Origin of the sequence: Neptuniibacter sp. QD48_55 (assembly GCF_047778115.1) — a bacterium.
In the GTDB taxonomy this organism is placed as follows: Bacteria; Pseudomonadota; Gammaproteobacteria; order Pseudomonadales; family Balneatricaceae; genus Neptuniibacter.
Genome location: NZ_CP180555.1, coordinates 2,478,988 through 2,499,724, shown reverse-complemented (window position 1 = coordinate 2,499,724; position 20,737 = coordinate 2,478,988). Strand labels below are relative to the sequence as shown.

18 protein-coding genes are annotated in these 20,737 nt (G+C 45.9%); 11 read left to right on the top strand and 7 right to left on the bottom strand.

Going from position 1 to position 20,737, the window contains the following annotated elements:
• Positions 1-103: 103 nt before the first annotated feature.
• The 7 genes from cobM (at position 104) to ACMXYW_RS11520 (ending at position 10,782) form a co-directional block, all read left to right on the top strand.
• The gene (gene cobM / locus ACMXYW_RS11550; protein ID WP_415904158.1) at positions 104-895 is read left to right on the top strand and encodes a precorrin-4 C(11)-methyltransferase; all 792 of its coding nucleotides are present in this window, start codon (positions 104-106) and stop codon (positions 893-895) included.
• A 5-nt stretch (positions 896-900) separates the two neighbouring features.
• Positions 901-1,980 carry a cobalamin biosynthesis protein CobW gene (gene cobW, locus ACMXYW_RS11545; protein WP_415898816.1) on the top strand — a complete coding sequence of 360 codons (1,080 nt, stop codon included), beginning with the start codon at positions 901-903 and terminating at the stop codon, positions 1,978-1,980.
• A gap of 33 nt (positions 1,981-2,013) precedes the next feature.
• Positions 2,014-5,886 (top strand): cobaltochelatase subunit CobN, encoded by a 3,873-nt coding sequence (gene cobN / locus ACMXYW_RS11540; RefSeq protein WP_415904157.1) that lies wholly within the window; start codon positions 2,014-2,016, stop codon positions 5,884-5,886.
• 67 nt (positions 5,887-5,953) lie between these two features.
• Complete coding sequence (locus ACMXYW_RS11535; protein WP_415904156.1) at positions 5,954-7,471, top strand: cobyric acid synthase; 1,518 nt, start codon at positions 5,954-5,956, stop codon at positions 7,469-7,471.
• Positions 7,468-8,427: an adenosylcobinamide-phosphate synthase CbiB gene (gene cbiB / locus ACMXYW_RS11530; protein WP_415904155.1), complete on the top strand. Its 960-nt coding sequence runs from the start codon at positions 7,468-7,470 to the stop codon at positions 8,425-8,427. The genes ACMXYW_RS11535 and cbiB overlap by 4 nt, the downstream gene beginning before the upstream one ends.
• Positions 8,424-9,542, top strand: a complete 1,119-nt coding sequence (locus ACMXYW_RS11525) for a threonine-phosphate decarboxylase (protein ID WP_415904154.1) — start codon at positions 8,424-8,426, stop codon at positions 9,540-9,542. The genes cbiB and ACMXYW_RS11525 overlap by 4 nt, the downstream gene beginning before the upstream one ends.
• A 58-nt stretch (positions 9,543-9,600) precedes the next feature.
• Entirely contained in the window at positions 9,601-10,782 is a 1,182-nt protein-coding gene (locus ACMXYW_RS11520; RefSeq protein ID WP_415904153.1) for a sirohydrochlorin chelatase, read from the top strand.
• A gap of 76 nt (positions 10,783-10,858) precedes the next feature.
• Here ACMXYW_RS11520 and ACMXYW_RS11515 read toward each other — a convergent pair whose 3' ends face one another.
• From ACMXYW_RS11515 to ACMXYW_RS11500, 4 genes are all read right to left on the bottom strand, one after another.
• A complete protein-coding gene (locus ACMXYW_RS11515; RefSeq protein WP_415904152.1) occupies positions 10,859-11,713 on the bottom strand; it encodes a hypothetical protein in 855 nt (284 codons plus the stop codon).
• Between the two features lie 289 nt (positions 11,714-12,002).
• Positions 12,003-12,200 (bottom strand): tautomerase family protein, encoded by a 198-nt coding sequence (locus tag ACMXYW_RS11510; protein ID WP_415904151.1) that lies wholly within the window; start codon positions 12,198-12,200, stop codon positions 12,003-12,005.
• 61 nt (positions 12,201-12,261) lie between these two features.
• Positions 12,262-12,657, bottom strand: a complete 396-nt coding sequence (locus tag ACMXYW_RS11505) for a nuclear transport factor 2 family protein (RefSeq protein ID WP_415904150.1) — start codon at positions 12,655-12,657, stop codon at positions 12,262-12,264.
• On the bottom strand, positions 12,647-13,252 hold the full coding sequence (locus ACMXYW_RS11500; RefSeq protein ID WP_415904149.1) for a glutathione S-transferase family protein: 606 nt from the start codon (positions 13,250-13,252) through the stop codon (positions 12,647-12,649). The genes ACMXYW_RS11505 and ACMXYW_RS11500 overlap by 11 nt, the downstream gene beginning before the upstream one ends.
• Before the next feature lie 111 nt (positions 13,253-13,363).
• Between ACMXYW_RS11500 and ACMXYW_RS11495 the strand changes: the two genes are divergently transcribed.
• Both ACMXYW_RS11495 and ACMXYW_RS11490 read left to right on the top strand, forming a co-directional pair.
• Complete coding sequence (locus tag ACMXYW_RS11495) at positions 13,364-14,248, top strand: LysR family transcriptional regulator (RefSeq protein ID WP_415904148.1); 885 nt, start codon at positions 13,364-13,366, stop codon at positions 14,246-14,248.
• Positions 14,249-14,480: 232 nt separating this feature from the next.
• On the top strand, positions 14,481-15,251 hold the full coding sequence (locus ACMXYW_RS11490; RefSeq protein ID WP_415904147.1) for a substrate-binding periplasmic protein: 771 nt from the start codon (positions 14,481-14,483) through the stop codon (positions 15,249-15,251).
• A gap of 64 nt (positions 15,252-15,315) precedes the next feature.
• On the opposite strand, the gene ACMXYW_RS11485 is transcribed toward ACMXYW_RS11490, so the two are convergent.
• The 3 genes from ACMXYW_RS11485 to ACMXYW_RS11475 all read right to left on the bottom strand — a co-directional run bounded on the left by ACMXYW_RS11485 (position 15,316) and on the right by ACMXYW_RS11475 (position 18,375).
• The gene (locus ACMXYW_RS11485; protein WP_415904146.1) at positions 15,316-16,146 is read right to left on the bottom strand and encodes an HDOD domain-containing protein; all 831 of its coding nucleotides are present in this window, start codon (positions 16,144-16,146) and stop codon (positions 15,316-15,318) included.
• Between the two features lie 23 nt (positions 16,147-16,169).
• Positions 16,170-17,393: an EAL domain-containing protein gene (locus ACMXYW_RS11480; protein WP_415904145.1), complete on the bottom strand. Its 1,224-nt coding sequence runs from the start codon at positions 17,391-17,393 to the stop codon at positions 16,170-16,172.
• 184 nt (positions 17,394-17,577) lie between these two features.
• Complete coding sequence (locus tag ACMXYW_RS11475; protein WP_415904144.1) at positions 17,578-18,375, bottom strand: substrate-binding periplasmic protein; 798 nt, start codon at positions 18,373-18,375, stop codon at positions 17,578-17,580.
• Between the two features lie 417 nt (positions 18,376-18,792).
• Between ACMXYW_RS11475 and ACMXYW_RS11470 the strand changes: the two genes are divergently transcribed.
• Together ACMXYW_RS11470 and ACMXYW_RS11465 are read left to right on the top strand one after the other, a co-directional pair.
• Positions 18,793-19,905 (top strand): ABC transporter substrate-binding protein, encoded by a 1,113-nt coding sequence (locus tag ACMXYW_RS11470; protein ID WP_415904143.1) that lies wholly within the window; start codon positions 18,793-18,795, stop codon positions 19,903-19,905.
• Between the two features lie 177 nt (positions 19,906-20,082).
• On the top strand, positions 20,083-20,655 hold the full coding sequence (locus tag ACMXYW_RS11465) for a YdeI/OmpD-associated family protein (RefSeq protein WP_415904142.1): 573 nt from the start codon (positions 20,083-20,085) through the stop codon (positions 20,653-20,655).
• Positions 20,656-20,737 lie beyond the last annotated feature (82 nt).

The window sequence follows — 20,737 nt, the reverse complement described above, 5'->3', positions numbered from 1 at the left end:
CTCGAATGCTCATTTACTGGAAGTAAACTCTGCTTCTGCGTGCGCTTTCGCCTTGTCAGAGAAAAAAATCTCTACCTACAAATCCAATAATTAAGGAAACGAAATGACAGTCTACTTTATCGGCGCAGGTCCCGGTGATCCTGAGCTAATGACCCTCAAAGGTCATCGTGTACTACAAGAGTGCCCAGTGGTGCTTTATGCCGGTTCTCTGATTCCACGTGAAGTACTGGAAGCGGTTGAGGGTAAGGCGGAGAAGATTATTGATACCGCCACAATCGATCTGGATCAGATTACCGATCATATCGTTCAAGCACATAAAGAGGGTAAGGACGTTGCCCGCTTACAATGTGGTGATCCATCTCTCTACGGTGCTATCGGCGAACAGATCCGCCGCCTAGAAGCCGAAGGGATCGATTACGAAGTGATCCCGGGTGTCAGTGCAGTGGCTGCTTCTGCGGCTTATCTGAAGAAAGAGCTAACGCTCTCCGGCGTATCTCAAACGATCATTATGACCCGTTATGAAGGTAAGACGCCGTTCCCTGAGCGTGAGCGTTTGCCGCAGCTTGCACAGAGTGGCGCAACCTTAGCGATTCATCTGGGCGTAACCCGTATCCATAAGATTGTTGAAGAGCTGATCCCGCATTATGGCGAAGATTGCCCGGTAGCCGTTTGCTATCGCAGCTCATGGCCTGATCAGGACAAAGTGACCGGAACTTTGGGTGATATTGTCGCTAAAGTCCGCGAAAAGGGCTTTACCCGCACGTCTTTGATTCTGGTCGGCCATGTATTGGATACCGATGAATTTGCCGATTCTTATCTGTACGACAAGGATCAGGCCCACGTATTCCGCAAGAAAGAACACAAAGCAAAACTTGTTAAAGAGACAACAGAGTAATAGTTATGCAACTGAATAAGATTCCAACCACGGTAGTAACAGGTTTTTTGGGTAGCGGTAAAACAACATTGCTATCTAGTGTTTTGAAACAAGCGGCAGGCAAGCGTATCGCCGTGATTGTAAATGAGTTTGGTGAGCTGGATATCGACTCTGACTTGCTACGTAGCTGTCCTCTTGATTGTGAAGATGAGTCTGCAGCAGAAGGTGGTGCACAGGGCGAACAAGGTTTCTACGAGCTAGCGAACGGCTGTATCTGCTGCACAGTAGAAGAAGAGTTCCTGCCAGTTATGCAGCAGCTAGTTGAGCGTCGTGACGATATCGATCATATCCTGATTGAGACCAGTGGTCTTGCGCTACCTAAACCACTCGTTCAGGCATTCAACTGGCCGGGCATTAAAGAGTACTGCACCGTTGATGCGGTCATCACTGTAATTGACGGTCCTGCGGTTGCAGCGGGTCGTTTCGCTAACGACGAAGCTAAAGTTCAAGAGCAGCGTTTAGCGGATGAGAGCCTAGATCATGATCCAAGCTTGAAAGAACTACTGGAAGATCAGCTAAGTGCTGCGGATCTGGTTGTAGTGAGCAAAAACGATCTACTCGCAGAAGAGCAGCGCACTCAGGTTGAAGCGGTTGTAAATGCCAAAGTGCCTGCTGAAGTTAAGACCTCTTACATCAGCAACGGTGAAGCGGATCTTGAGATGCTGATGGGTCTAGACTGCGCTACAGAAGAGCGTATCGAAGCGGTACACAACCACCACGATCATCACCACGATCACGGCCATGATCACGACCATGCCCACGATCACTTTGATTCTTTCGTGATATCTATCGGTGAAGTGGATAGCGACAAGCTGCAAGCTATTCTGAAAGGTCTGCTAAGCGACTTTAATATCTTCCGTGCTAAAGGTTTTGCGGCACTTCCAGGTAAGCCGATGCGTCAGGTAATGCAGGCGGTAGGCAAGCGTTTGGATGTGTATTTCGATCGTCCATGGGGCAACGATGAGCCGAAAACTCAGTTGGTATTTATCGGCAAAGGCATCGACGAAGCAACCATCAAAGCCGCGCTTGAAGAAGCATTGGTTTAATTCTGGTTTCTAGCCACTAACGACTGATTATTTATGCACCTATTAGCAGCGCAACCGGGCGGGTTTGTCGATGATGAAGGCATCATCGACTTAAACCAGACACCGGCCGATATGATCATCCTCTCTGCAGCCGATAGCTCGCTTGCCGCGCTGTCCGATGCTGCGCGCTTTTTTTCCGATGAGCAGATTGAAGGTAAAGGGGAAGAGGAAGGTGGAGAGCAACCATCGGTTCGTCTAGCCAACTGGATGCAGCTGCTAAAACCTGCTGCTTATGATCTGTATGAGCATAAAGTGCTGGAGCAATCTAAAGTGGTTGTTCTGTCACTCTTAGGTGGTGCGAGTTACTGGCAATATGGCTTCGAACGCCTACAAGCATGGGCGCAAGCGGATAGCAGTCGCACGCTAATCATCGTGCCGGGGGACGATACCCCCGATCCAGAACTGTTCTCCGCAAGTTCGGTAACCGATAGCGAAGCGATGCGGATCTGGCGCTACCTTCGTGAAGGCGGTGTAGATAACAGTCTGCAGCTGTTGAACTGCTTAACCGATCAATACCTGCATTTAGATCGTCTCTGGCATGAGCCAAGACCGCTACCTAAATGTATGATCTATCTACCGGCTGCTAGTAACACGCCAAAAAATACTGTGCAGGCGGCGACCTTTCCAGAGTGGCAACAACGCCAATGCGATACCGATAAGCCGGTCGCGCTGCTGTTGTTCTATCGCAGCCATCTGCAAAGTGGCGATACCCGCATGTTTGATCAACTGATCGAACAGCTCGAAAGCAACGGTTTAGCACCATTACCGATCGCAATTGCCTCGCTTAAAGATGCGGAATCCTTAGCGCTAGTGAATGCGCTATTGGAACAGAGCGGTGCCAACCTGATTATCAACAGCACCGGCTTTGCCTCAAATACAGTCGCGAGTCCCGATCTGTGTTCGCAACCGAGTGAGTTCTACTCGCCGTTTGTGCGTAAAGTGCCTGTTCTGCAGTTGGTTCTTTCTAGTAGTACCGAAGAGGATTGGCTAACGCACTCGCAAGGTTTACGCAGTCGTGATATTGCCATGCAGGTGGTACTGCCCGAGATGGATGGCAGGGTGCACACTCGTGCACTGAGCTTTAAAACCGAAGATCACTTCGATGAGCGCAGCCAAGTTTCAGTGGTGCGTTATCAACTCCATCAAGAACGCGCAGGCTTTGTGGCGCAGTTAGCGCTTAGGTTCGCTCAGCTCGCAAACAAGCCCAATTCAGAAAAACGCATTGCGTTGATTTTAGCGAACTACCCAACCAAAGATGGCCGTATCGGTAATGGTGTAGGTTTAGATACTCCGGCATCCGCGGTAAATATTTTAAGAGCGTTGGAAGCATCAGGTTATCCACTGCAGGATATTCCTGAAAATGGCGATTCCCTGATTCAGGAACTGCTAGGTGCAGTCACGAATAACCCGAATACGCTACACAACCTGCCGTGCTGGCAGAGTATGTCGCTAGATGATTATCAGCGCTGTTTTGCTCAGCTGCCTGAGGTTTGCCAACAAGCGGTTATCGATCAGTGGGGTACGCCACAGCAGGATATCAAATACCGTGATGGCCGTTTGATGCTTTCCGGTATTCGCTTAGGTGAAACTTTTATCGGTATTCAGCCAGCCCGTGGTTTTAATATCGATCTGGTGGCTAACTACCATGATCCTGATCTAATCCCACCGCATAACTATCTGGCATTCTATTTCTGGTTACGCGAATGCTATCAGGTGGATGCGGTAGTGCATGTAGGTAAGCACGGTAACTTAGAGTGGTTGCCGGGCAAGGGTAGTGCGCTATCAGAAGAGTGTTGGCCGGATATCGCTTTAGGGCCAATGCCGCACTTCTACCCATTTATTGTTAATGATCCCGGTGAAGGTGCGCAGGCCAAGCGCCGTACCCAAGCGGTGATTATTGATCATCTTATGCCGCCAATGACTCGTGCCGAAACCTACGGTGAAATGGCCGTACTGGAAGGGCTGGTGGATGAGTATTACCAAGCGATGGGGATGGATGATAAGCGTCAGCAATGGCTGCGTGATGAGATCCTGAAGCAAGTTAAGAATACTCACCTGTTAGAAGAGCTAGGCCAAACTTTTGATGATGAAGATGCCGTTCTAAACGAACTAGATGCTTACCTGTGCGATATTAAAGAGGCGCAGATCCGTCATGGCCTGCACCGCCTTGGTGAACTGCCTGAAAGCGAAAAACTTGCAGACACTTTAGTGGCCTTGTTACGTCTGCCGCGGGGTGATGATCCCGATAGTCAGGGCATTCTGCATAACTTAGTACAGGATCTGAATCTACAAGTAGATAACGATTTTTTTGATCCACTAGAAGTAGGCAGTAAAAACTGGCTAGGTGAAAAACCAGCGCAACTCGCTGAACTTACCGAAGATGATTGGCGTAGCGAGGCGGATACTCGTGAACGTCTGGAGCTATTCGCGGCTCAGTTGGTAACAGACTATGTCTTGGCAGATAATTCGTTAGAAAACTTAAACGATCTACCAAGAACCGCAAAACAATTGGCTTATGCCCGTGCCACTATCCACAAGGCCTTACTGCAAAGTGCTGAGCTTGAGATCGAATCGCTAATCGCTGGTTTAGGCGGTGAGTTTGTTAATCCGGGCCCAAGTGGCGCGCCAACTCGCGGCCGTTTAGATACCTTGCCCACAGGTCGAAATTTCTACTCGGTGGATAATCGTTCTATCCCATCGCCCGCAGCATGGGCGATTGGCGAACGTTCTGCACAAGCGCTGATCGAGCGTCATCTACAGGAACATGGTGATTATCCTCGTATGCTGGGCCTATCGGTCTGGGGTACGGCGACCATGCGAACCGGTGGCGATGATATCGCACAAGCCTTTGCTTTGATGGGCGTTCGTCCTATCTGGGCGCCGGGCTCTAATCGTGTCGTAGATTTTGAAGTACTCAGCTCGCAGCTATTAGGGCGACCGCGAGTGGATGTTACTTTGCGAGTTTCCGGCTTCTTCCGCGATGCTTTCCCTAATGTGATGAAGCTTTACGATTCAGCTGTGCAAGCGATTGCTGCGCTGGAAGAACCGGGTGATAGCAACACCATTGCTCAGAATATCCACAAGCGCGAGCAGGAATTGCTGGCTGAAGGTATGTCATCTGAGGAAGCGCAGCGTCAGGCGAGTTACCGTGTCTTCGGTAGCAAACCGGGTGCATATGGAGCTGGCTTACAGGGTTTAATCGATGAGCGTTGCTGGGAACAAAAAAGCGATCTGGCGGAGGCCTACTTAAACTGGGGCGGCTATGCATATGGTAACCAAAAAGGTGATGGCGTGGCTGCACCGCAGGCGTTCCAGCATCAGTTATCGCAACTGGAAGCGGTGGTACAGAACCAAGATAACCGCGAACATGATCTGCTTGATTCCGATGATTACTACCAGTTCCAAGGCGGCATGAGCAACGCGGTTGAAGTTTATCGCGGCGAAGCACCGCAGGTATATCACAGCGATCACTCTAATCCGCAAAAACCGAAGATTCGCACTCTAAAAGAAGAGCTGAACCGTGTAATCCGTTCCCGCTTGCTCAATCCTAAATGGATTAATGCGATGCAGGAACACGGCTATAAAGGCGCGTTTGAGATGACTGCCAGCGTCGATTATCTGTTTGCTTACGACGCCACCACTAACCTGATCGCCGATTATCAGTATGAAAAGGTCAGCGATGCACTGGTGTTTGATCAACAGAACCGCGAGTTCCTAGAGCAACATAACCCCCATGCCCTAGAAGAGATGGCAGAGCGGTTATTAGAAGCAACTCAACGTGGCTTATGGCAAGAGCCGGGGGAATATTCTGAGAAGCTACAAGATTTATTGCTTGAATTAGATGAACAACAAGAAAGTGCCATGTAGGAGGCCAGCCCTCTGGCCGAAAAGTATCGCTCACAGGGTGAGCTCCTACAGGAACAAAGAGAATTAAATGAGCACCTTTAAAAATCCGCACACCTTAATGGTTCAAGGCACCACGTCTGACGCCGGTAAAAGCATCGTCGTTACTGCTCTGTGCCGTATTCTTGCTCGGCATAAAATCTCTGTTGCGCCATTCAAGCCACAGAATATGGCGCTTAACAGTGCGGTAACCGCCGAGGGTGGTGAGATCGGCCGTGCTCAGGCGGTACAGGCTGAAGCCTGCTATCTACCAGCCTCTGTAGAGATGAATCCTGTACTGTTAAAACCGAACAGTGATATTGGTGCGCAGGTGATTCTTAACGGTAAAGCCATCGGCAATATGAAGGCGACCGAGTACCACGAGTTTAAGCCTAAGCTACTAACCGAAGTGGTGAAAAGCCACACCCAGTTACAGCAGAAATACAGCGCTGTGATTGTCGAAGGGGCAGGTAGCCCTGCTGAGATCAATCTGCGTGAGCACGATATCGCTAATATGGGGTTTGCCGAGGCAGTGGATTGTCCGGTGATTATTGTTGCAGATATCGATCGTGGTGGTGTGTTTGCTCATCTGTTGGGTACTTATGAGCTGCTCTCCGATTCTGAAAAAGCCCGCGTTAAAGGTTTTGTAATTAACCGTTTCCGTGGTGATGTTAGCCTGCTGCAATCGGGGTTGGATTGGTTGGAAGCACAAACTGGCGTACCAGTTTTGTGTGTCATTCCGTACGTAATGAATCTGCATATCGAAGCGGAAGACGCGGTTAATCAGCAGCAAAAGAGCAACGGCGAGCAACAACTCAGAGTGGTTGTACCTATCTATCCTCGCGCCAGTAACCATACCGACTTTGATGTACTGCGAATGCATCCGCAGGTGGATTGCGAGTTTATCCGTGATCCACAACAGTTTACCGGAGCAGACCTTATCGTTCTTCCGGGCAGTAAGAATGTCCGTGGCGACCTTAACTGGTTAAAAGAGAACGGCTGGGACAAAGTGATTCAGCGCCACCTGCGTTTTGGCGGCAAGCTGATCGGTATTTGTGGTGGCTATCAAATGCTAGGGGAGTGGATTCACGACCCAGAGCAGATAGAGTCCACAGCCGGTTCTAGCGAAGCGCTGGGTATTCTGCCGATGGAAACCACGCTGACTGGTAATAAGATGCTGCGTAATGTGAAGGGCGTGCTTTGCGGTACAAATACCTCTGTGACGGGTTACGAGATCCATGCTGGTATCAGCAGCGGTGCAGCCTTAGACAATCCGTTATTTGAATTGGATGTTGATGGGGTTATCCACACCGACGGTGTTCGTGATCCAAGTGATCAGGTGCTTGGTACTTATCTACACGGTGTATTTGATCAACCCGAACTACTACAAGCGTGGCTAGATTGGGCTGGTTTGGATCAGCAGAATAGCTTTGATTACCCAGCGTTCCGTGAAGCGCAGATCAACCGTCTAGCGGATGAAGTCGAAGCGGTTATGCCATTAGACAAGTTACTCGGCCTGCTTGAGTTAGATGTAAATGGCTTAGATGAAAAGGCTGGGGAACCTGCATGAGCATTGCTTTAAGTTTACTAATCGCGCTGCTGTTAGATTACTTCCTCAAAGAGCCTAAGCGATTCCATCCGCTGGTGGGCTTTGGCAACTTAGCCATAGCGATAGAGAAGAGATTAAATCAGGGGACTGCGGCCACAAACAGACAGAAGCGATCCGGTATTATTGCTTGGTTAGTGGCTATTATACCGTTAACTTGCGCCGCGTTGATTTTTGATCTGTTGTTGTCAGGTTCGGCGGTTTTTTCTGCGGTAGTCGGTGGAGTAGTGTTGTACTTAGCGATCGGCTGGCAGAGTTTATTGAGTCATGCTTTAGCCATTGCGAAACCGTTGAAGCAAGGTGATCTGGATAGCGCTCGCACCGCTGTAGGGATGATTGTTAGTCGCGATACCTCCGAGCTAGATGAAAAAGCCGTGGCCTCTGCAGCAACAGAATCGGTATTAGAAAACGGTGCCGATGCGATCTTTGCCGCTATCTTCTGGTTCTGTCTTTTAGGTATCCCTGGGGTAGTACTGTATCGCTTGAGCAACACGTTGGATGCCATGTGGGGGTACAAAAACGAACGTTTCCTCCATTTTGGTTGGTGTGCGGCGCGTATCGATGATCTACTGAATTTTATCCCAGCGCGTCTAACTGCTCTAAGTTATGCACTGGTGGGTGAAACCAAGATCGCATTGGATAGCTGGAAGCAGCAAGCGCCGACTTGGAAAAGCCCAAATGCTGGCCCTGTGATGGCCGCAGGTGCTGGGGCGATTAATGTCTCACTAGGTGGTGCAGCGGTCTATCACGGTGAAGTACAGCAGCGTCCACCACTCGGCCCTGTAGAAGGCGATCAACCTTCAGCAAAGAGTATTGAGGATGCCTGTGGTTTGGTGAACCGCGTACTGATGCTGTGGAGTATTGGCCTTTATGTAACACTGGCCTTAGCCGTGGCGATTACCTCAGGGGTGAGCTCTTGAGTGATCTGATTCACGGTGGCGATCTGATCTCGGCATCCGCGCATTACGGTATTCCGGTCGAGCAGTGGTTGGATCTATCCACTGGGATCAACCCAGTGCCTTACCCTGTACCTGAGATAAGCGAATATTGCTTTCAGCAGTTGCCTTATCAATCAGCTGAATTTAAAGCGGCGCTTAAAAGCTACTATGGCACTGAAGGCGTGGCGGCTAATGGCACGCAGCAGATCATTGAGTTGTTACCATCAGTGCTACCGTCAGTGTCGCAAGAGTTACCGATCCTGCTACCCGATTGTGGTTACCAAGAACATCGCTATAGCTGGCAGCAACAAGAACGAGCACTGAGTTTTTATCCTGCAACTGATCAGAAAGCTGCTGAGCAACGTATTCAACAGCAGCTAGATTCAGGTTCAGCCATGCACCTATTGTTGATCAATCCCAACAATCCAACAGGGCTTAAGTTTACCCCAGAGCAGATCTATCGCTGGGCAGAGCAGATGCAGCAGGGCGCTTATCTTATCGTGGATGAAGCCTTTATTGATCTAAGCCCTGAACAGAGTGTTTTAAGTGATTATGATCGGTTTGAGCAGCTAGGTAATATCCTAGTACTGAGGTCATTCGGTAAGTTCTTTGGTTTAGCGGGTATTCGTTTAGGCTTTGCCTTTGCTAATCAACAGATACAGCAAAAGCTGCAAACAGAACTGGGCCCTTGGGCGGTAAATGGCCCGGCCCAAGCTGTTGCCATCTCTGCGCTAAACGATGCCAAATGGCAGGCCGAGGCTAGGCAGAAAATTAATCACAATGCGCAAGCAACTTTAGAGCTTTGGCAGCCCTTGTTTCGAAAATTAGATGCAGAGCTTTTATCGCCTGATGGCCTGTTTCTAACGGTTAAATTGGACGCTGAAAAAGCCAAGCAAATTTACCAATTTTTAGCCGAGCAGGGCATACTGATCCGCCTTGTTCTGGATAAAGAATTCAACTGTGATTTATCAGCTGATAAAGCACAGGGAGATAGCAAAAACTGCCTGCTGCGTAGTGGGTTAATCGATACCCAGAATGCAGACCAGTGTCAGAAATTAAAACGGGTTATAAGTGAGTTATTACTTACACTGGAATGATCTATAAACGGGCTCATATTTGCTAAAAAAGTCCGTACAATAACAATGTGTTTTACGAATGATTGGAGAAAGCCCTGTGCCTAAAAAAGGTATTATGGTGTGTGGTCACGGTAGCCGTGACAAAGATGCAGAAAGAGAGTTTGGTCGTGTTGCGGAAGGGTTAAAAAAACGCTTCCCTGATATGCCGGTAGAGTATGGTTTCTTAGAGTTTTCTGCACCGAATATTCATATGGGGCTTAACTCCCTAATTGAGCAAGGTGTAGAAGATATCTACGCCGTGCCGGGTATGCTATTTGCGGCAACCCACGCTAAAAATGATATCCCTTCTGTACTGACAACTTACGCAGAAAAGAACGAAGGCGTAAACGTTCACTACGGTAAAGAGCTAGGCCTTCACCCAGCGATGATCGAAGCCTTTCAGGCGCGTATCTACGAATCCCTAGGTTTAGACCCAGAAAACCCACCAGAGAATCTTTACGACACTATGTTGGTGGTGGTTGGTCGTGGTACCTCGGATACCGAAGCCAATGCCGAAGCGGCAAAACTAACCCGCATCGTCAACGAGAATATGGGCTTTGGTTGGGCTGATACGGTTTACTCTGGCGTAACTTACCCATCAGTTGGCGTAGGTCTTGAGCGTCTAATGAAGCTAGGCTTCAAAAAGATCGTGGTGGCACCTTACTTCCTATTCACAGGTCGTTTGATCAAACGTATTTTCGGTTATGTGGATAAAGTGGCAGAAGAAAACCAAGCGATCGAATTTATCAAAACTCCGTACCTAAATGATCACGACAAAGTAATCGACGCGTTTGAGATCCGTGTGCGTGAAATTCTAGATGATCTTCCACAAGGTGACGAAACCCTAATGGAATCCTTCCAGCGTCGTCTGGCTGCAGGTGAGGTTGATGTTCATCACCACCATGCTGAATTCAATCCTGATGCTGAGCATGGCCACAGTCATGATCACAGCCACGATCATTCACATGGTCATCATCACGACCATGATCATTCGCACGGTCACTCTCATGGGCATTCACATAGCCATGAACACGGCCATTCTCACGAGCATGGTCACTCCCACGGCGTCTATAAGCATATCGGTCACCCACTCGGCCCACGTACGATGATTGGCGAGGGCATCTGCTGCTGCTTTATGTCTCAGTTCCCAGAAGAAATTCTGGAAGAGGAGAAAGCGCAGGTGGGGCTTTGTAAGGCTGAGGATGCGCTAGCGCATAAGTAGCTAGATCTATATTTTCTAAGCTGAAGTTAGCTTCAAGCAGCCTGCAGTAATGTGCAGATTGCTTGAAGTAAATTTACTAATAATGCTGAGCATTTGGGACAAATTTTGTAATACGCATTTCTGTTACATTTTTACCCAGCATTTTATTATTTCTGAACGCTTCATAGCAGTTCAAAGCTCTGCGCATCCTTATCCGAGCTTGATCTCTTCCTGTGCCATTATTTGCTTCTCTGGCGAGTATCACGCTTAGGCCGTGAACCCCGTCCCAGTGTCGACCATCTTTTTTCCCTCCATCATCATAGTAGCAATCCCAAAAATTAAATGCTCGTTCCTCATCTCGGTAAACGGTAGCTATCATGGCAGCCATAAAACCAGAGCACATAGGAACGGTTTTGATTTTGTTGTAGTTTTTCCTGTCGATCGCACCAATAGTCCCAACTATTTCAGTTGGGAGATTAATGCCCATATCACGAACACCATAAATGTGTTGTAAGCTCGCATATAGGCCACCTTGCATAAGAAGCGAGGATTGTAACTCGACCCCATGTTTTCGAAGGGTGCCGAAGAGTAGCTGATTATTTAATTCTGAAGCAGATCTATTATCGAATGTAAGGTAGTAGTTTTCAGCTTCTTCTTTTGAGTTTACTTTCCATACGACAACGAGCAGTTGATCAGGTGCTGCTAGTTGTCCACTCGCCCACAAAAAGGCTCTAGTATGGCCATCTAACTTAGATAAACTCCCATCAGGCCATTTCGCTGCATTTACAACCGCATGTGTATTGTGGCTTTCTGACAAATGCCTAACTACAGCTGATTTTGCGTGTTTTGGAGTGTTTCTTTGCCTAGAGCAGTCGTCTAATTCCATCCACTCAGATGGTGACATGTATGTAATTTCAGGAAGATCGGTTTTCTTAGTTGTTAATGCTTTCATAAAGCCTCCATAACAATTTAAACCGGTGTGTTGATCAAGGAGCTGCTTGGCTTTAATGACTGTATTGACCTATCTAAAGATAAGGAAAATTGACATTAAAGGTGTAAAAGAAATAGTCATTAAACTGATAATTTGCAAATTGAAGGGAGCGGAAATTAAAGTGTTCAGCTAAAAAATAAAGGGGTCGGAGTAAATTTTATCTGGGTTTAATCGCATCCAACTGATCGCCTTCCCCAACAATAAAACCGGCTATATGCCGGTTTTATTGTATGGATCTTAAAGAACCCATCTATCTCTTTCTTCTCTCTGTGACAGACTCGTAGCCTACACCCCAGTTATCTGTATTTACTTCGTCGATTACAACAAAGGTGGATTTGGGATCTTTGTTCAGGACTTCTTGTAATAGCTTTGTGGTGCCTGCGATCAGGGCCTTCTTTTCGGCTTGAGTTACGCCTTCATCGGTAATTTTGATATTCACGTATGGCATTTTAGGTACCCTTAGTGGTTTGTTGCTGGATTGGGTCAGTAAAAATCTGCGTGTAGGTGCTTTATACGGCAGCTACGTTGGTTGTTTGGGCAATGTCTGTATACATTTTGTTAACAATCAACCAGCGGCCTTGTTCTTTTAGTAAGCCTAAAAAATCGATATAGAAATAATCGAATAATGGGCATTCCAGTTTGACCATCGCTTGATCGTGGATGATCTCGATGGACAGGATCTTAAAGTTAAATGGTTGTCCAAGTGACTCAGGTGTTGCTCGGGTTTCGACATCTTCTAGCCAGCGTTCTAGGGAGCGGAAATTACCTGGGCTTTTTAGCATGGCCGTTGGGTGAAATATCGCTTTCAGTTGGTCGCTGTTGCCCTGATACAAACCGGTAAAGTAAGTGTTGATGATGGACTGAATCATCGTGAAGTCATCATCTATTGCAGGGTTAGTTGTCATTTTCGGCCTCCATCAGCAGGGCTTGCTTAAATGTCGGTCTTTCCATAACCCGGTTTAGCATGGCTGTTGTGCGTGAACCCAGTTTGATCTCAACAGGAAAATACTCACCCCAACGTGAATAAACGGCCAGCATAATATCAGCCGCAGAGGCGGAATCTCCGCCGAGGTAGCTACGGTTTTCTAGTTGAGCTTCTACTGATTCCCATAGGCTATTGATGGCGTTAGCGGCGGCGTTTAAGGCCTTATCCTTCTCAAGCCCTTCGGTCATATTTTGAGAGATAAAGAACAGTCTGCCGTAGGCGGGGTGCATTGTTGCATTGGCAAACATTATGTTCTGAATTGCTTTTTGCTGTTCAATTTCGTCCTGAGGAAACAGCTGATTGGCTTTGGAGCGTAATAGATAAAGCATGATGCCTGCACCTTCTGTCAGCGTTTTACCCTCATCGATGAGCACAGGGACGTTACCCACAGGGTTAATTGCTGAGAAGTCAGTAATCTTATTTTTGTTAATCAGGGTGACAGGCTCATCCATCTCTAACAAAACAGTCAGCGTTGCGAGTGAGCATGCGTTTGGCAGGTAATACAAGGTGTACATAAGGTTCTCCTGATTAGGTCAGATCGTAAAAGACAGAATCAGAATAAATGTCTTGCCAGGTTTCATATATATCTACAATATGAACGGACTGTTCACATATTGGAAACTGGTATGGATAAACTTAGGGCAATGTCGCTGTTCATTCGCTTAGCAGAGCGGGGGAGCTTTACTGAAGTCGCTGAAGAGCTTGGCTTGTCTAAGTCGATGGTGAGTAAAGAGATCAGTCGGCTAGAGACGGAAATCGGCGCGCGGTTAATTCATCGATCTACCCGATCGTTACAGCTAACCACTATAGGCGAGGGTTATCTGCGTCAATGTCATGAGATTTTAGAGCGCATTGATGACGCTGAAAGCTTTGTCCAAGGGGCGCAGGATTTGCCCCGTGGGAAGTTAAAGATTAATGCGCCCATGGCATTGGGTATCTCGCATCTGAGCCAAGTTTTTGCAGACTTTATGCGTGAGTATCCTGAAATCGAATTGGATATACATCTTGATGATGCCCCCGTCGATCTGATTGAAAATGGATTTGATCTTGGCTTTAGAGCAGCGAGTCGTCCGTTTGATTCCGGTTATGTCGGTAAGCCGTTAATGGAATTTAGCTATAAGGTGTGTGCATCTGAAGACTACTTGAAAGAACACAGCCCCATTACGACGGTTGAAGAGCTGGCGGAGCATAACTGTTTTATCTATAGCTATTTCAGAGGTCAGGATATTTGGCCGCTTGGTGAGGGTGTAAAGGTCGGTGGCAATCTACGCGTGAACAGCACGCCCTTTATGCTTGATGTTGTTAAAGAGGGCTTAGGTATTGGTTTTATACCTGACTTTATTGCGGGAAATGCAATTCAGCAAGGGCAGGTTGTAGAGCTGTTAAACAATGTAGAAAGACCACGTTTAACCCTATATGCCATGTATCCGGCTAGGCGACTGACGCCACCTAAAATTAAGCTGTGTATTAACTTTTTAGAGCGTTGGTTTGAGGAAAACTGGGCCGGATAGATGAGAACTGAGTAAGGGATAATGCCTGAAAGGCAGCTTATTGATTAGTTATGGCTTTTATCAAGTGGGACAAAAACTAACCCACCCCAAGTTATCGTCTATCCTGAAACTAAGTGTTTGTTGCTAAAGCGGATTCAATAGCTCTTAGAGAAGGGTCGCCAATAATCTACTGAATGTACTGCTTCGCGACATCACCAACCATACAGTTTATACCGCTAGTTTAGGGTTAGTTATGCTTTTAAAAAAATACTCAGTCTTATGTCTATTCTTACTTTTCTCGGCTAATGCCATCTCGGATAAGTTAACGATCAGTGTTCAGGATTTCCCACCATTTACCACGGTTGACCAAGGCAGAGTAACAGGAGCTTTTGCAGAAATTGTAGAGAAAATTTCACTTCATTCTGAGATTGAAATAGAGATCCTTCTACACCCAAATCGGCGATCGAAGGCCCTCTTAAAGGAGGGCTACGTTAATGCAAACTTTCCTCTTGGCTGGAACGAGGAAAGAGATAAATGGTTATATTGGTCGTTGCCATTGATGAGTACTGAATACGGGTTCTTTACCCGCATTAATGAGGGTGAAGAATACAATTCTATCGAGTCATTTTCGGGTCTTAAGGTGGGTGTTTTTGGGCCTTCGAATACCTCTTATTCATTGGATCGCTTAAGTGAAAAGCTAGAGGCACAAGGTCTGGAACCCATTAATGTGAAAATGCTGCCCAATAGTAACGGTCAGAATCTAAAGAAAATGGTGGCTAAAAGAATTGATGCTGTTTACTTAAATAGAGATTTGGGTGAGTACCAAATTAAAGCATTGGAAATTGATGGGGCTGAGTATTCATTAGGTGTTGAGCAGATCAATTATTACATCGGATTCTCAAAGGAGAATACGAGTAAAGACATAGTGGATAAGTTCAATGAGAGTATCCGCTACCTAAAAGATAAAGGCGAAATTAGCACTATTTTAAGTACCTATAACATTAGGGCTGCACATGAAAATTGATTCTAAGCTGACCCCTCTAATCCCAATTGTTGCAAAAGAAATCTGATCCCACTTTAAAAGATGACTAACTCGACAGATAAACCCCAATCAGAGATTTCTTCTCTTCAGTGACCGCTTCCTGCATCTCTAACAGAGCTTCTTCTGTAACCGGGTTTTCCACATACTGATTGCATAATTCTAGCGATGCTTTGATTTTTTCTTCGTCACCGTAGGCCATAGCATTAGCCATATAAACGCAGAGAACAGTCGGTTCTGGCGGATTAGTTTGATCCAGTTCGTGATGTTGTTTTACCGCGGTAGATAGAAGCTCGGGTAGGTTCCAGGAGCGGATCAGTTCGGCACCGGCTTCCGTATGGTCAAAACCGATTAGATCTTGTTCTTGTTGTGGTATTTGGTTTGGCCAGATCTTTTGGATCTCTTCTAACTGATCTTTACAGGCTTGGGCGATCACTAGTTTACCGACATCGTGCAGCAGGCCTGCAATAAATAGCTCTTCTTGTTCCTTTCGGTTAGCCCAGTATTTACCGAGTATTTTAGCAGCTATGGCAACATGTAGGCTGTAGTCCCAGAATTCGTTGATTGCAAAGCCGGTTTCCCGAACATCTTCAAACTGTTTAACCACGCTAGAACCTAAAACTAGGTTTTTAAAGTCCTTTAGGCCGACCAGTGATATCGCATGGGAGATGGTGGAAATCTGACTTGGGAAGCCATAGAAGGAGCTGTTCACAATCGCTAGCAGTTTGGTGGCGATACCCGCATCCAGTTTTATGATTTCTGCTAGCTCATTATTGGTTGTCGTTGGTTGATCGATCTTTACTGTGATCTTTTGATAGATCGCTGGTAGAGAGATTACTGATTTACAACGTAGAATCGCTTTATTCAGATCTTTGTTCATAGGTCGTATTCAGCCTGATTTAGTTAGCGCTCGAGCTGTTTCTGAATTAAGACAATAAATTCATCTTTCGGGATAGGTTTTGAGTAGTAATAACCTTGTCCAAAATCACAATTAAAGGCCTGTAGCATGGTTTGGTCTTTTTCCTCTTCAACCCCTTCTGCGATGGTGCTCATCTCCAAAGATTCAGCCAAAGTACAAAGCGTACGAACAATGGCTTTACTGGTTGGGTTTTCGGCCATAGTGGAGACAAACGAGCGGTCTATCTTGATGCTGTCGATTGGAAAGCGGTGAAGGTAGCTGAAACTGGAATAACCGGTGCCGAAGTCATCCAGTGCGATCTTACAGCCGAAACGTTTGAAATCTGTCAGTACCTGCGAGATGCGCAGTGGATCTGACATCAAAAGAGTTTCGGTAATCTCAATCTTAAAGTTAGCGAGTTCTATGTCGTTATCCAACAGATGATCGGTTAGTGCTTCAACTTGTGCATCGGTCTCTATTTGTCGACTAGAGAGGTTTACGCTGACAAAGAATGGATTAGCTTTATCAGCAAGCTGGTTAAATTCCTTAACTGCTTGGTGAGCTTCGGAAAAGATCCAGTGACCGATCGGTTCGATCAGGCCGGTTTCTTCGGCTAGGGCGATAAACTGTATAGGCGGTACTAGACCGCGTTCGGGATCTTGCCAGCGGATAAGTGCTTCACAGCCGAGTATTAAACCTGTTTGTAGATCGACAATGGGTTGGTAGAACAGGTGAAGCTCGTTGTTATCTAAGGCTTCACGTAAGCGTTGCTCTTCAGTAACGCGGCGAACGGCCATCTCGGTTTGTTCTTTGAGACGGTCGTTTTCTAATTTCGGTTTTACTTCGATGCTGTCAATTGAGCCGCCTGCAGAGACGGTATCAAAATGGCCTTTCATCTCTCGATAACGTTGCAGTACGATCTGCATCAGCAAGTTGACGGTTGGATCTGCAGTACCAATTAAGCGGTGAATGTACTCTTTTGGAATAACGATCAACTCAGCATCACTTAATACTGTGGCCGTTGCTGTGCGTACGCCATCATCGATCAGAGCCATCTCCCCTAGAATGTCGCCGTGTTGGGCGATGGCAAAACGAAGATCACGATCTTTAACTTTTGTAGAAACGCCAACTAAACCACTATCTACAATATAGGCGCGGTCACCGGCTTCGCCTTCCTGAAATATCACAGCGCCAGCGGGTAGCTGAATTCGATAACCTTCAGTTTCCACAACGGGTTCCTCTCTGGTCATGCATTTAAAGGCACAGTGCTTCTTAGAAGTTTAGCTATTTAATTGCCAAACAATAGAAATTTTAGAGCGTTAACGCTTAGTTCAGTGGGCAGCTAAGCCTTTTAGAAAGGATGAGGTTACGGGAGGCCTCCGTAATTTCTATCATGCAGTGCTGAGATGGATATTATTCATAGTACTTTTTCTCAAGCTGATCGATAAATCCTGAATCATCAAGGAATTTTAATGCTTCTTGTAGTTTATGGGGCAGACTATCAGGTATGAGTATGTCAGGATCGTTATTGATGGAGAGGGGTAAATTAGATTTATAGTTAGGGTTGTCGACGCGTTGATAATGTGGAGATAACTTAGAAAAACCTAAGTACATAGGTTCTTCTGCGGAACAGCAGGGATGTAATTTAATTTTAGTATTTGGATATTTTTTAAGGTAATAACGGATAGTATTACTTTGATAAAGGTAATAATCAGCTCTCTCTTGTTCAAGCATCTCTAGTGCACGTGGTAAATCTAGGTTTTCTATAACTCGTATTGTTATCTCATGAGATGCTGCTCCAAACGTGGGGTTACCGTTGGCTGCTAACATTGAGTGCCCTCGCATATCCTCTATATGGTTTACTTCAGGGCTTTTAATATGTGAGATAACTTTCAGACTTGTGGTCAGACCGTTCTGGATATAAAAAGTGTAAGGTTGGCGATCTAAGGAAAAGTTAAACCCGGGATAAAAGTCGATAATACCTTCCTGCATTGCATGAAGAATGCGTTTTTTTGGCAATCTTATTACTTCCAGCTTGCAACCAATGAGAGAGCTCGCCTTGGAATAGAGATCGTTATACAGGCCAGAATTATCAGGTGCTTTTTGGATAAGTGGCATTCTCTCGCTGGTGCGATAGCCCATCGTCAAAGTACATGCATTGGCGAGAATCGGAGTTAGCGCTATTAATAGAATACAAAAACGTTTGATCATACAGCCGATCTTTTCTTTTAAGTCTAGTTTCTTTAGACAAAATGAAAAACTAGTTACAAGGCGGTAGTAGTATAGATAGAGGATCCAGACCTACCTCTATCAGGTTTTCCTGATATCGTCCTTTATCTTTGGCAGAGTTTCTTGCCACTAATAGAGCCTTGTTTAATTCCTTAATTTTTTGACAGCCCAGCCTACACTCACAATACTTAACGTTGTAGATGGCCGTATAACTGATATGGGTAATTGTAAAGGACTCACAAAATAGAAAGGTATGAACTCTGCATTTCAATCTTGTCTATCTAGCTCCCAATTAAAGTCCATACGCCCTAAGGGCTTCCAACCCGAAAATCATTACTTTTTAGCTGGTTAGCCCTCACCATTTCACAGTGAAGTGATTCATTTTATATGAGGCACGACATGTTCCAGCTACTACATAAATTCAGCTTAATTTTCTTGCTCTTATCATTAATCACAGTAGCCCCAGCCACTTATGCTGAAACATTCAAAGTTGGATACTTTATCTCTCGAACGGCAGATGACATGTTTTACGGGCCTGTTGTTGGTTTTATGCAGGCTGCTGCAGATGATTTGGGTGTCGAATTACACATAATAGAAGCCAATGATGACCATTTATTAGGTCATGAGAAGGCGAGGGAGCTACTGTTTCCAACTCCTCAACTCGACGCAATTATCGCGATTAGCGTTAAAGAAAGCGGCGCAAGAATTCTTAAACTTTCTGAACAGACGGGCGTGCCTGTGCTCATCGAAAATTCAGCTATTTTGGATAAGGCCATAGGATCGCCTAGACAGTATTTTCGAAATTACATTGGTGAAATGCTTCCGGATGATGAAATGGCTGGCTACGAGTTAGCTAAATACCTGATACAACGTAGCAGTAAATCTTCTGAGGACGGTGCGGTGAATATGGTTGCGATTAGTGGTCCTTACGGTACCTCAGCCAGTATTCAACGAGAACGAGGCTTGCAACGAGCGATTGAAGAATATTCGAAAACAAATTTGCTCCAAATTGTGAGGGCTAACTGGGAAAGAGGCCGTGCACGTAGGACATTTAATAAGCTTATCCTGCGTTACCCCAATGTAGATGCAGTGTGGACAGCAAGTGACGGCATGGCGTTAGGGGTGTTTGATGCATTAACAACGCTCGCTCCAAAATATAGGCAAAATATTCTTGTGGGCGGTGTTGATTGGTCTAGAGAAGGTGTAGAGGGTGTTGACCTTAACCAGATTCAAGCGACTGCTGGAGGTCACTTTATGGAGGGTGCTTGGGCGTTGGTCGTTGTTTATGATTTTTTGAACGGCCATGACTTTATGGATAGTGAAGGGCTTAAGATGAAAACAAATATGAGTTTGATTACGAAAGAAAATTTTGAAGATTATGCTCCTCTGATTGAAAATAATAATTGGAAGAAAATTAACTTTAAGTCATTTTCTAAAACCCATAACCCTGAAATTACGCAATATAATTTCGAACTCAAGGCCGTATTAGATGCGCTTGATTTAGAACCGTAATATTCGATTTAAGGTAGCTCATTCCTCTTAATATCTAGTCTCAATGCTTATCTGCTTGAACTCATTGTTTGCAGTATTGAAGGCAGTAAAATTCAGTGTCTAGACTCTATTTCACTTCTATAGTGAAACTCCGTAAGATCCTGATTTTCAAAACTCTTCAATATTTGAGCTTTACCTATGACCGAACCTGATCCCAAGAAAGTTAAGTCCTTTGCTACCGCTGAAGAGTTGGGGCAATGGTTGCGAGATAACCATGCCTCTGAAACTGAGTTATGGGTAAATATCTATAAAAAGAAAAGCGCTATTCCGAGCGTGACTTGGGATGATGTAGTGATTGAGTCGCTGTGTTGGGGGTGGATCGACGGCATTAAAAAGTCGATTGATGAGCAGGCTTACCTGCAACGTATCACCCCTAGGAAAGCGAAAAGTGTTTGGTCGAAGCGAAACCGAGATCATGCCGAGCGTTTGATTAGTGAAGGTCGTATGACTGAATCGGGGATGGTCCAAGTCAATACGGCTAAAGCTGATGGTCGCTGGGAAAATGCTTATACCGCCAGCGAAATGGAAGTGCCTGAGGATTTCATTAAAGCGCTAGAAAGTAACCTAGAGGCGAAAGCGTTTTATGAAACGCTGACTAAATCTAGACGTTATGTCATCGCGCATGGTTTAGATAGCGCTAAGAAACCAGAGACTCGCCAACGTCGATTTGATAAGTATATGGATGCGCTTACTCGTGGTGAGTATCCATAATTATTATTGGCGAGAATATTCTGGAATTGTTGGGTTACGCTTCGCAAATTACGCCTACGTGGTAGATTTACTATTAAGTAGG

Bases quoted from the DNA above. Each gene is read 5' to 3' on its own strand.
- cobM (WP_415904158.1), top strand. From the start codon at position 104: ATGACAGTCTACTTTATCGGCGCAGGTCCCGGTGATCCTGAGCTAATG.
- cobW (WP_415898816.1), top strand. From the start codon at position 901: ATGCAACTGAATAAGATTCCAACCACGGTAGTAACAGGTTTTTTGGGT.
- cobN (WP_415904157.1), top strand. From the start codon at position 2,014: ATGCACCTATTAGCAGCGCAACCGGGCGGGTTTGTCGATGATGAAGGC.
- ACMXYW_RS11535 (WP_415904156.1), top strand. From the start codon at position 5,954: ATGAGCACCTTTAAAAATCCGCACACCTTAATGGTTCAAGGCACCACG.
- cbiB (WP_415904155.1), top strand. From the start codon at position 7,468: ATGAGCATTGCTTTAAGTTTACTAATCGCGCTGCTGTTAGATTACTTC.
- ACMXYW_RS11520 (WP_415904153.1), top strand. From the start codon at position 9,601: ATGATTGGAGAAAGCCCTGTGCCTAAAAAAGGTATTATGGTGTGTGGT.
- ACMXYW_RS11515 (WP_415904152.1), bottom strand. From the start codon at position 11,713: ATGAAAGCATTAACAACTAAGAAAACCGATCTTCCTGAAATTACATAC.
- ACMXYW_RS11510 (WP_415904151.1), bottom strand. From the start codon at position 12,200: ATGCCATACGTGAATATCAAAATTACCGATGAAGGCGTAACTCAAGCC.
- ACMXYW_RS11505 (WP_415904150.1), bottom strand. From the start codon at position 12,657: ATGACAACTAACCCTGCAATAGATGATGACTTCACGATGATTCAGTCC.
- ACMXYW_RS11500 (WP_415904149.1), bottom strand. From the start codon at position 13,252: ATGTACACCTTGTATTACCTGCCAAACGCATGCTCACTCGCAACGCTG.
- ACMXYW_RS11495 (WP_415904148.1), top strand. From the start codon at position 13,364: ATGGATAAACTTAGGGCAATGTCGCTGTTCATTCGCTTAGCAGAGCGG.
- ACMXYW_RS11490 (WP_415904147.1), top strand. From the start codon at position 14,481: ATGCTTTTAAAAAAATACTCAGTCTTATGTCTATTCTTACTTTTCTCG.
- ACMXYW_RS11485 (WP_415904146.1), bottom strand. From the start codon at position 16,146: ATGAACAAAGATCTGAATAAAGCGATTCTACGTTGTAAATCAGTAATC.
- ACMXYW_RS11475 (WP_415904144.1), bottom strand. From the start codon at position 18,375: ATGATCAAACGTTTTTGTATTCTATTAATAGCGCTAACTCCGATTCTC.
- ACMXYW_RS11470 (WP_415904143.1), top strand. From the start codon at position 18,793: ATGTTCCAGCTACTACATAAATTCAGCTTAATTTTCTTGCTCTTATCA.
- ACMXYW_RS11465 (WP_415904142.1), top strand. From the start codon at position 20,083: ATGACCGAACCTGATCCCAAGAAAGTTAAGTCCTTTGCTACCGCTGAA.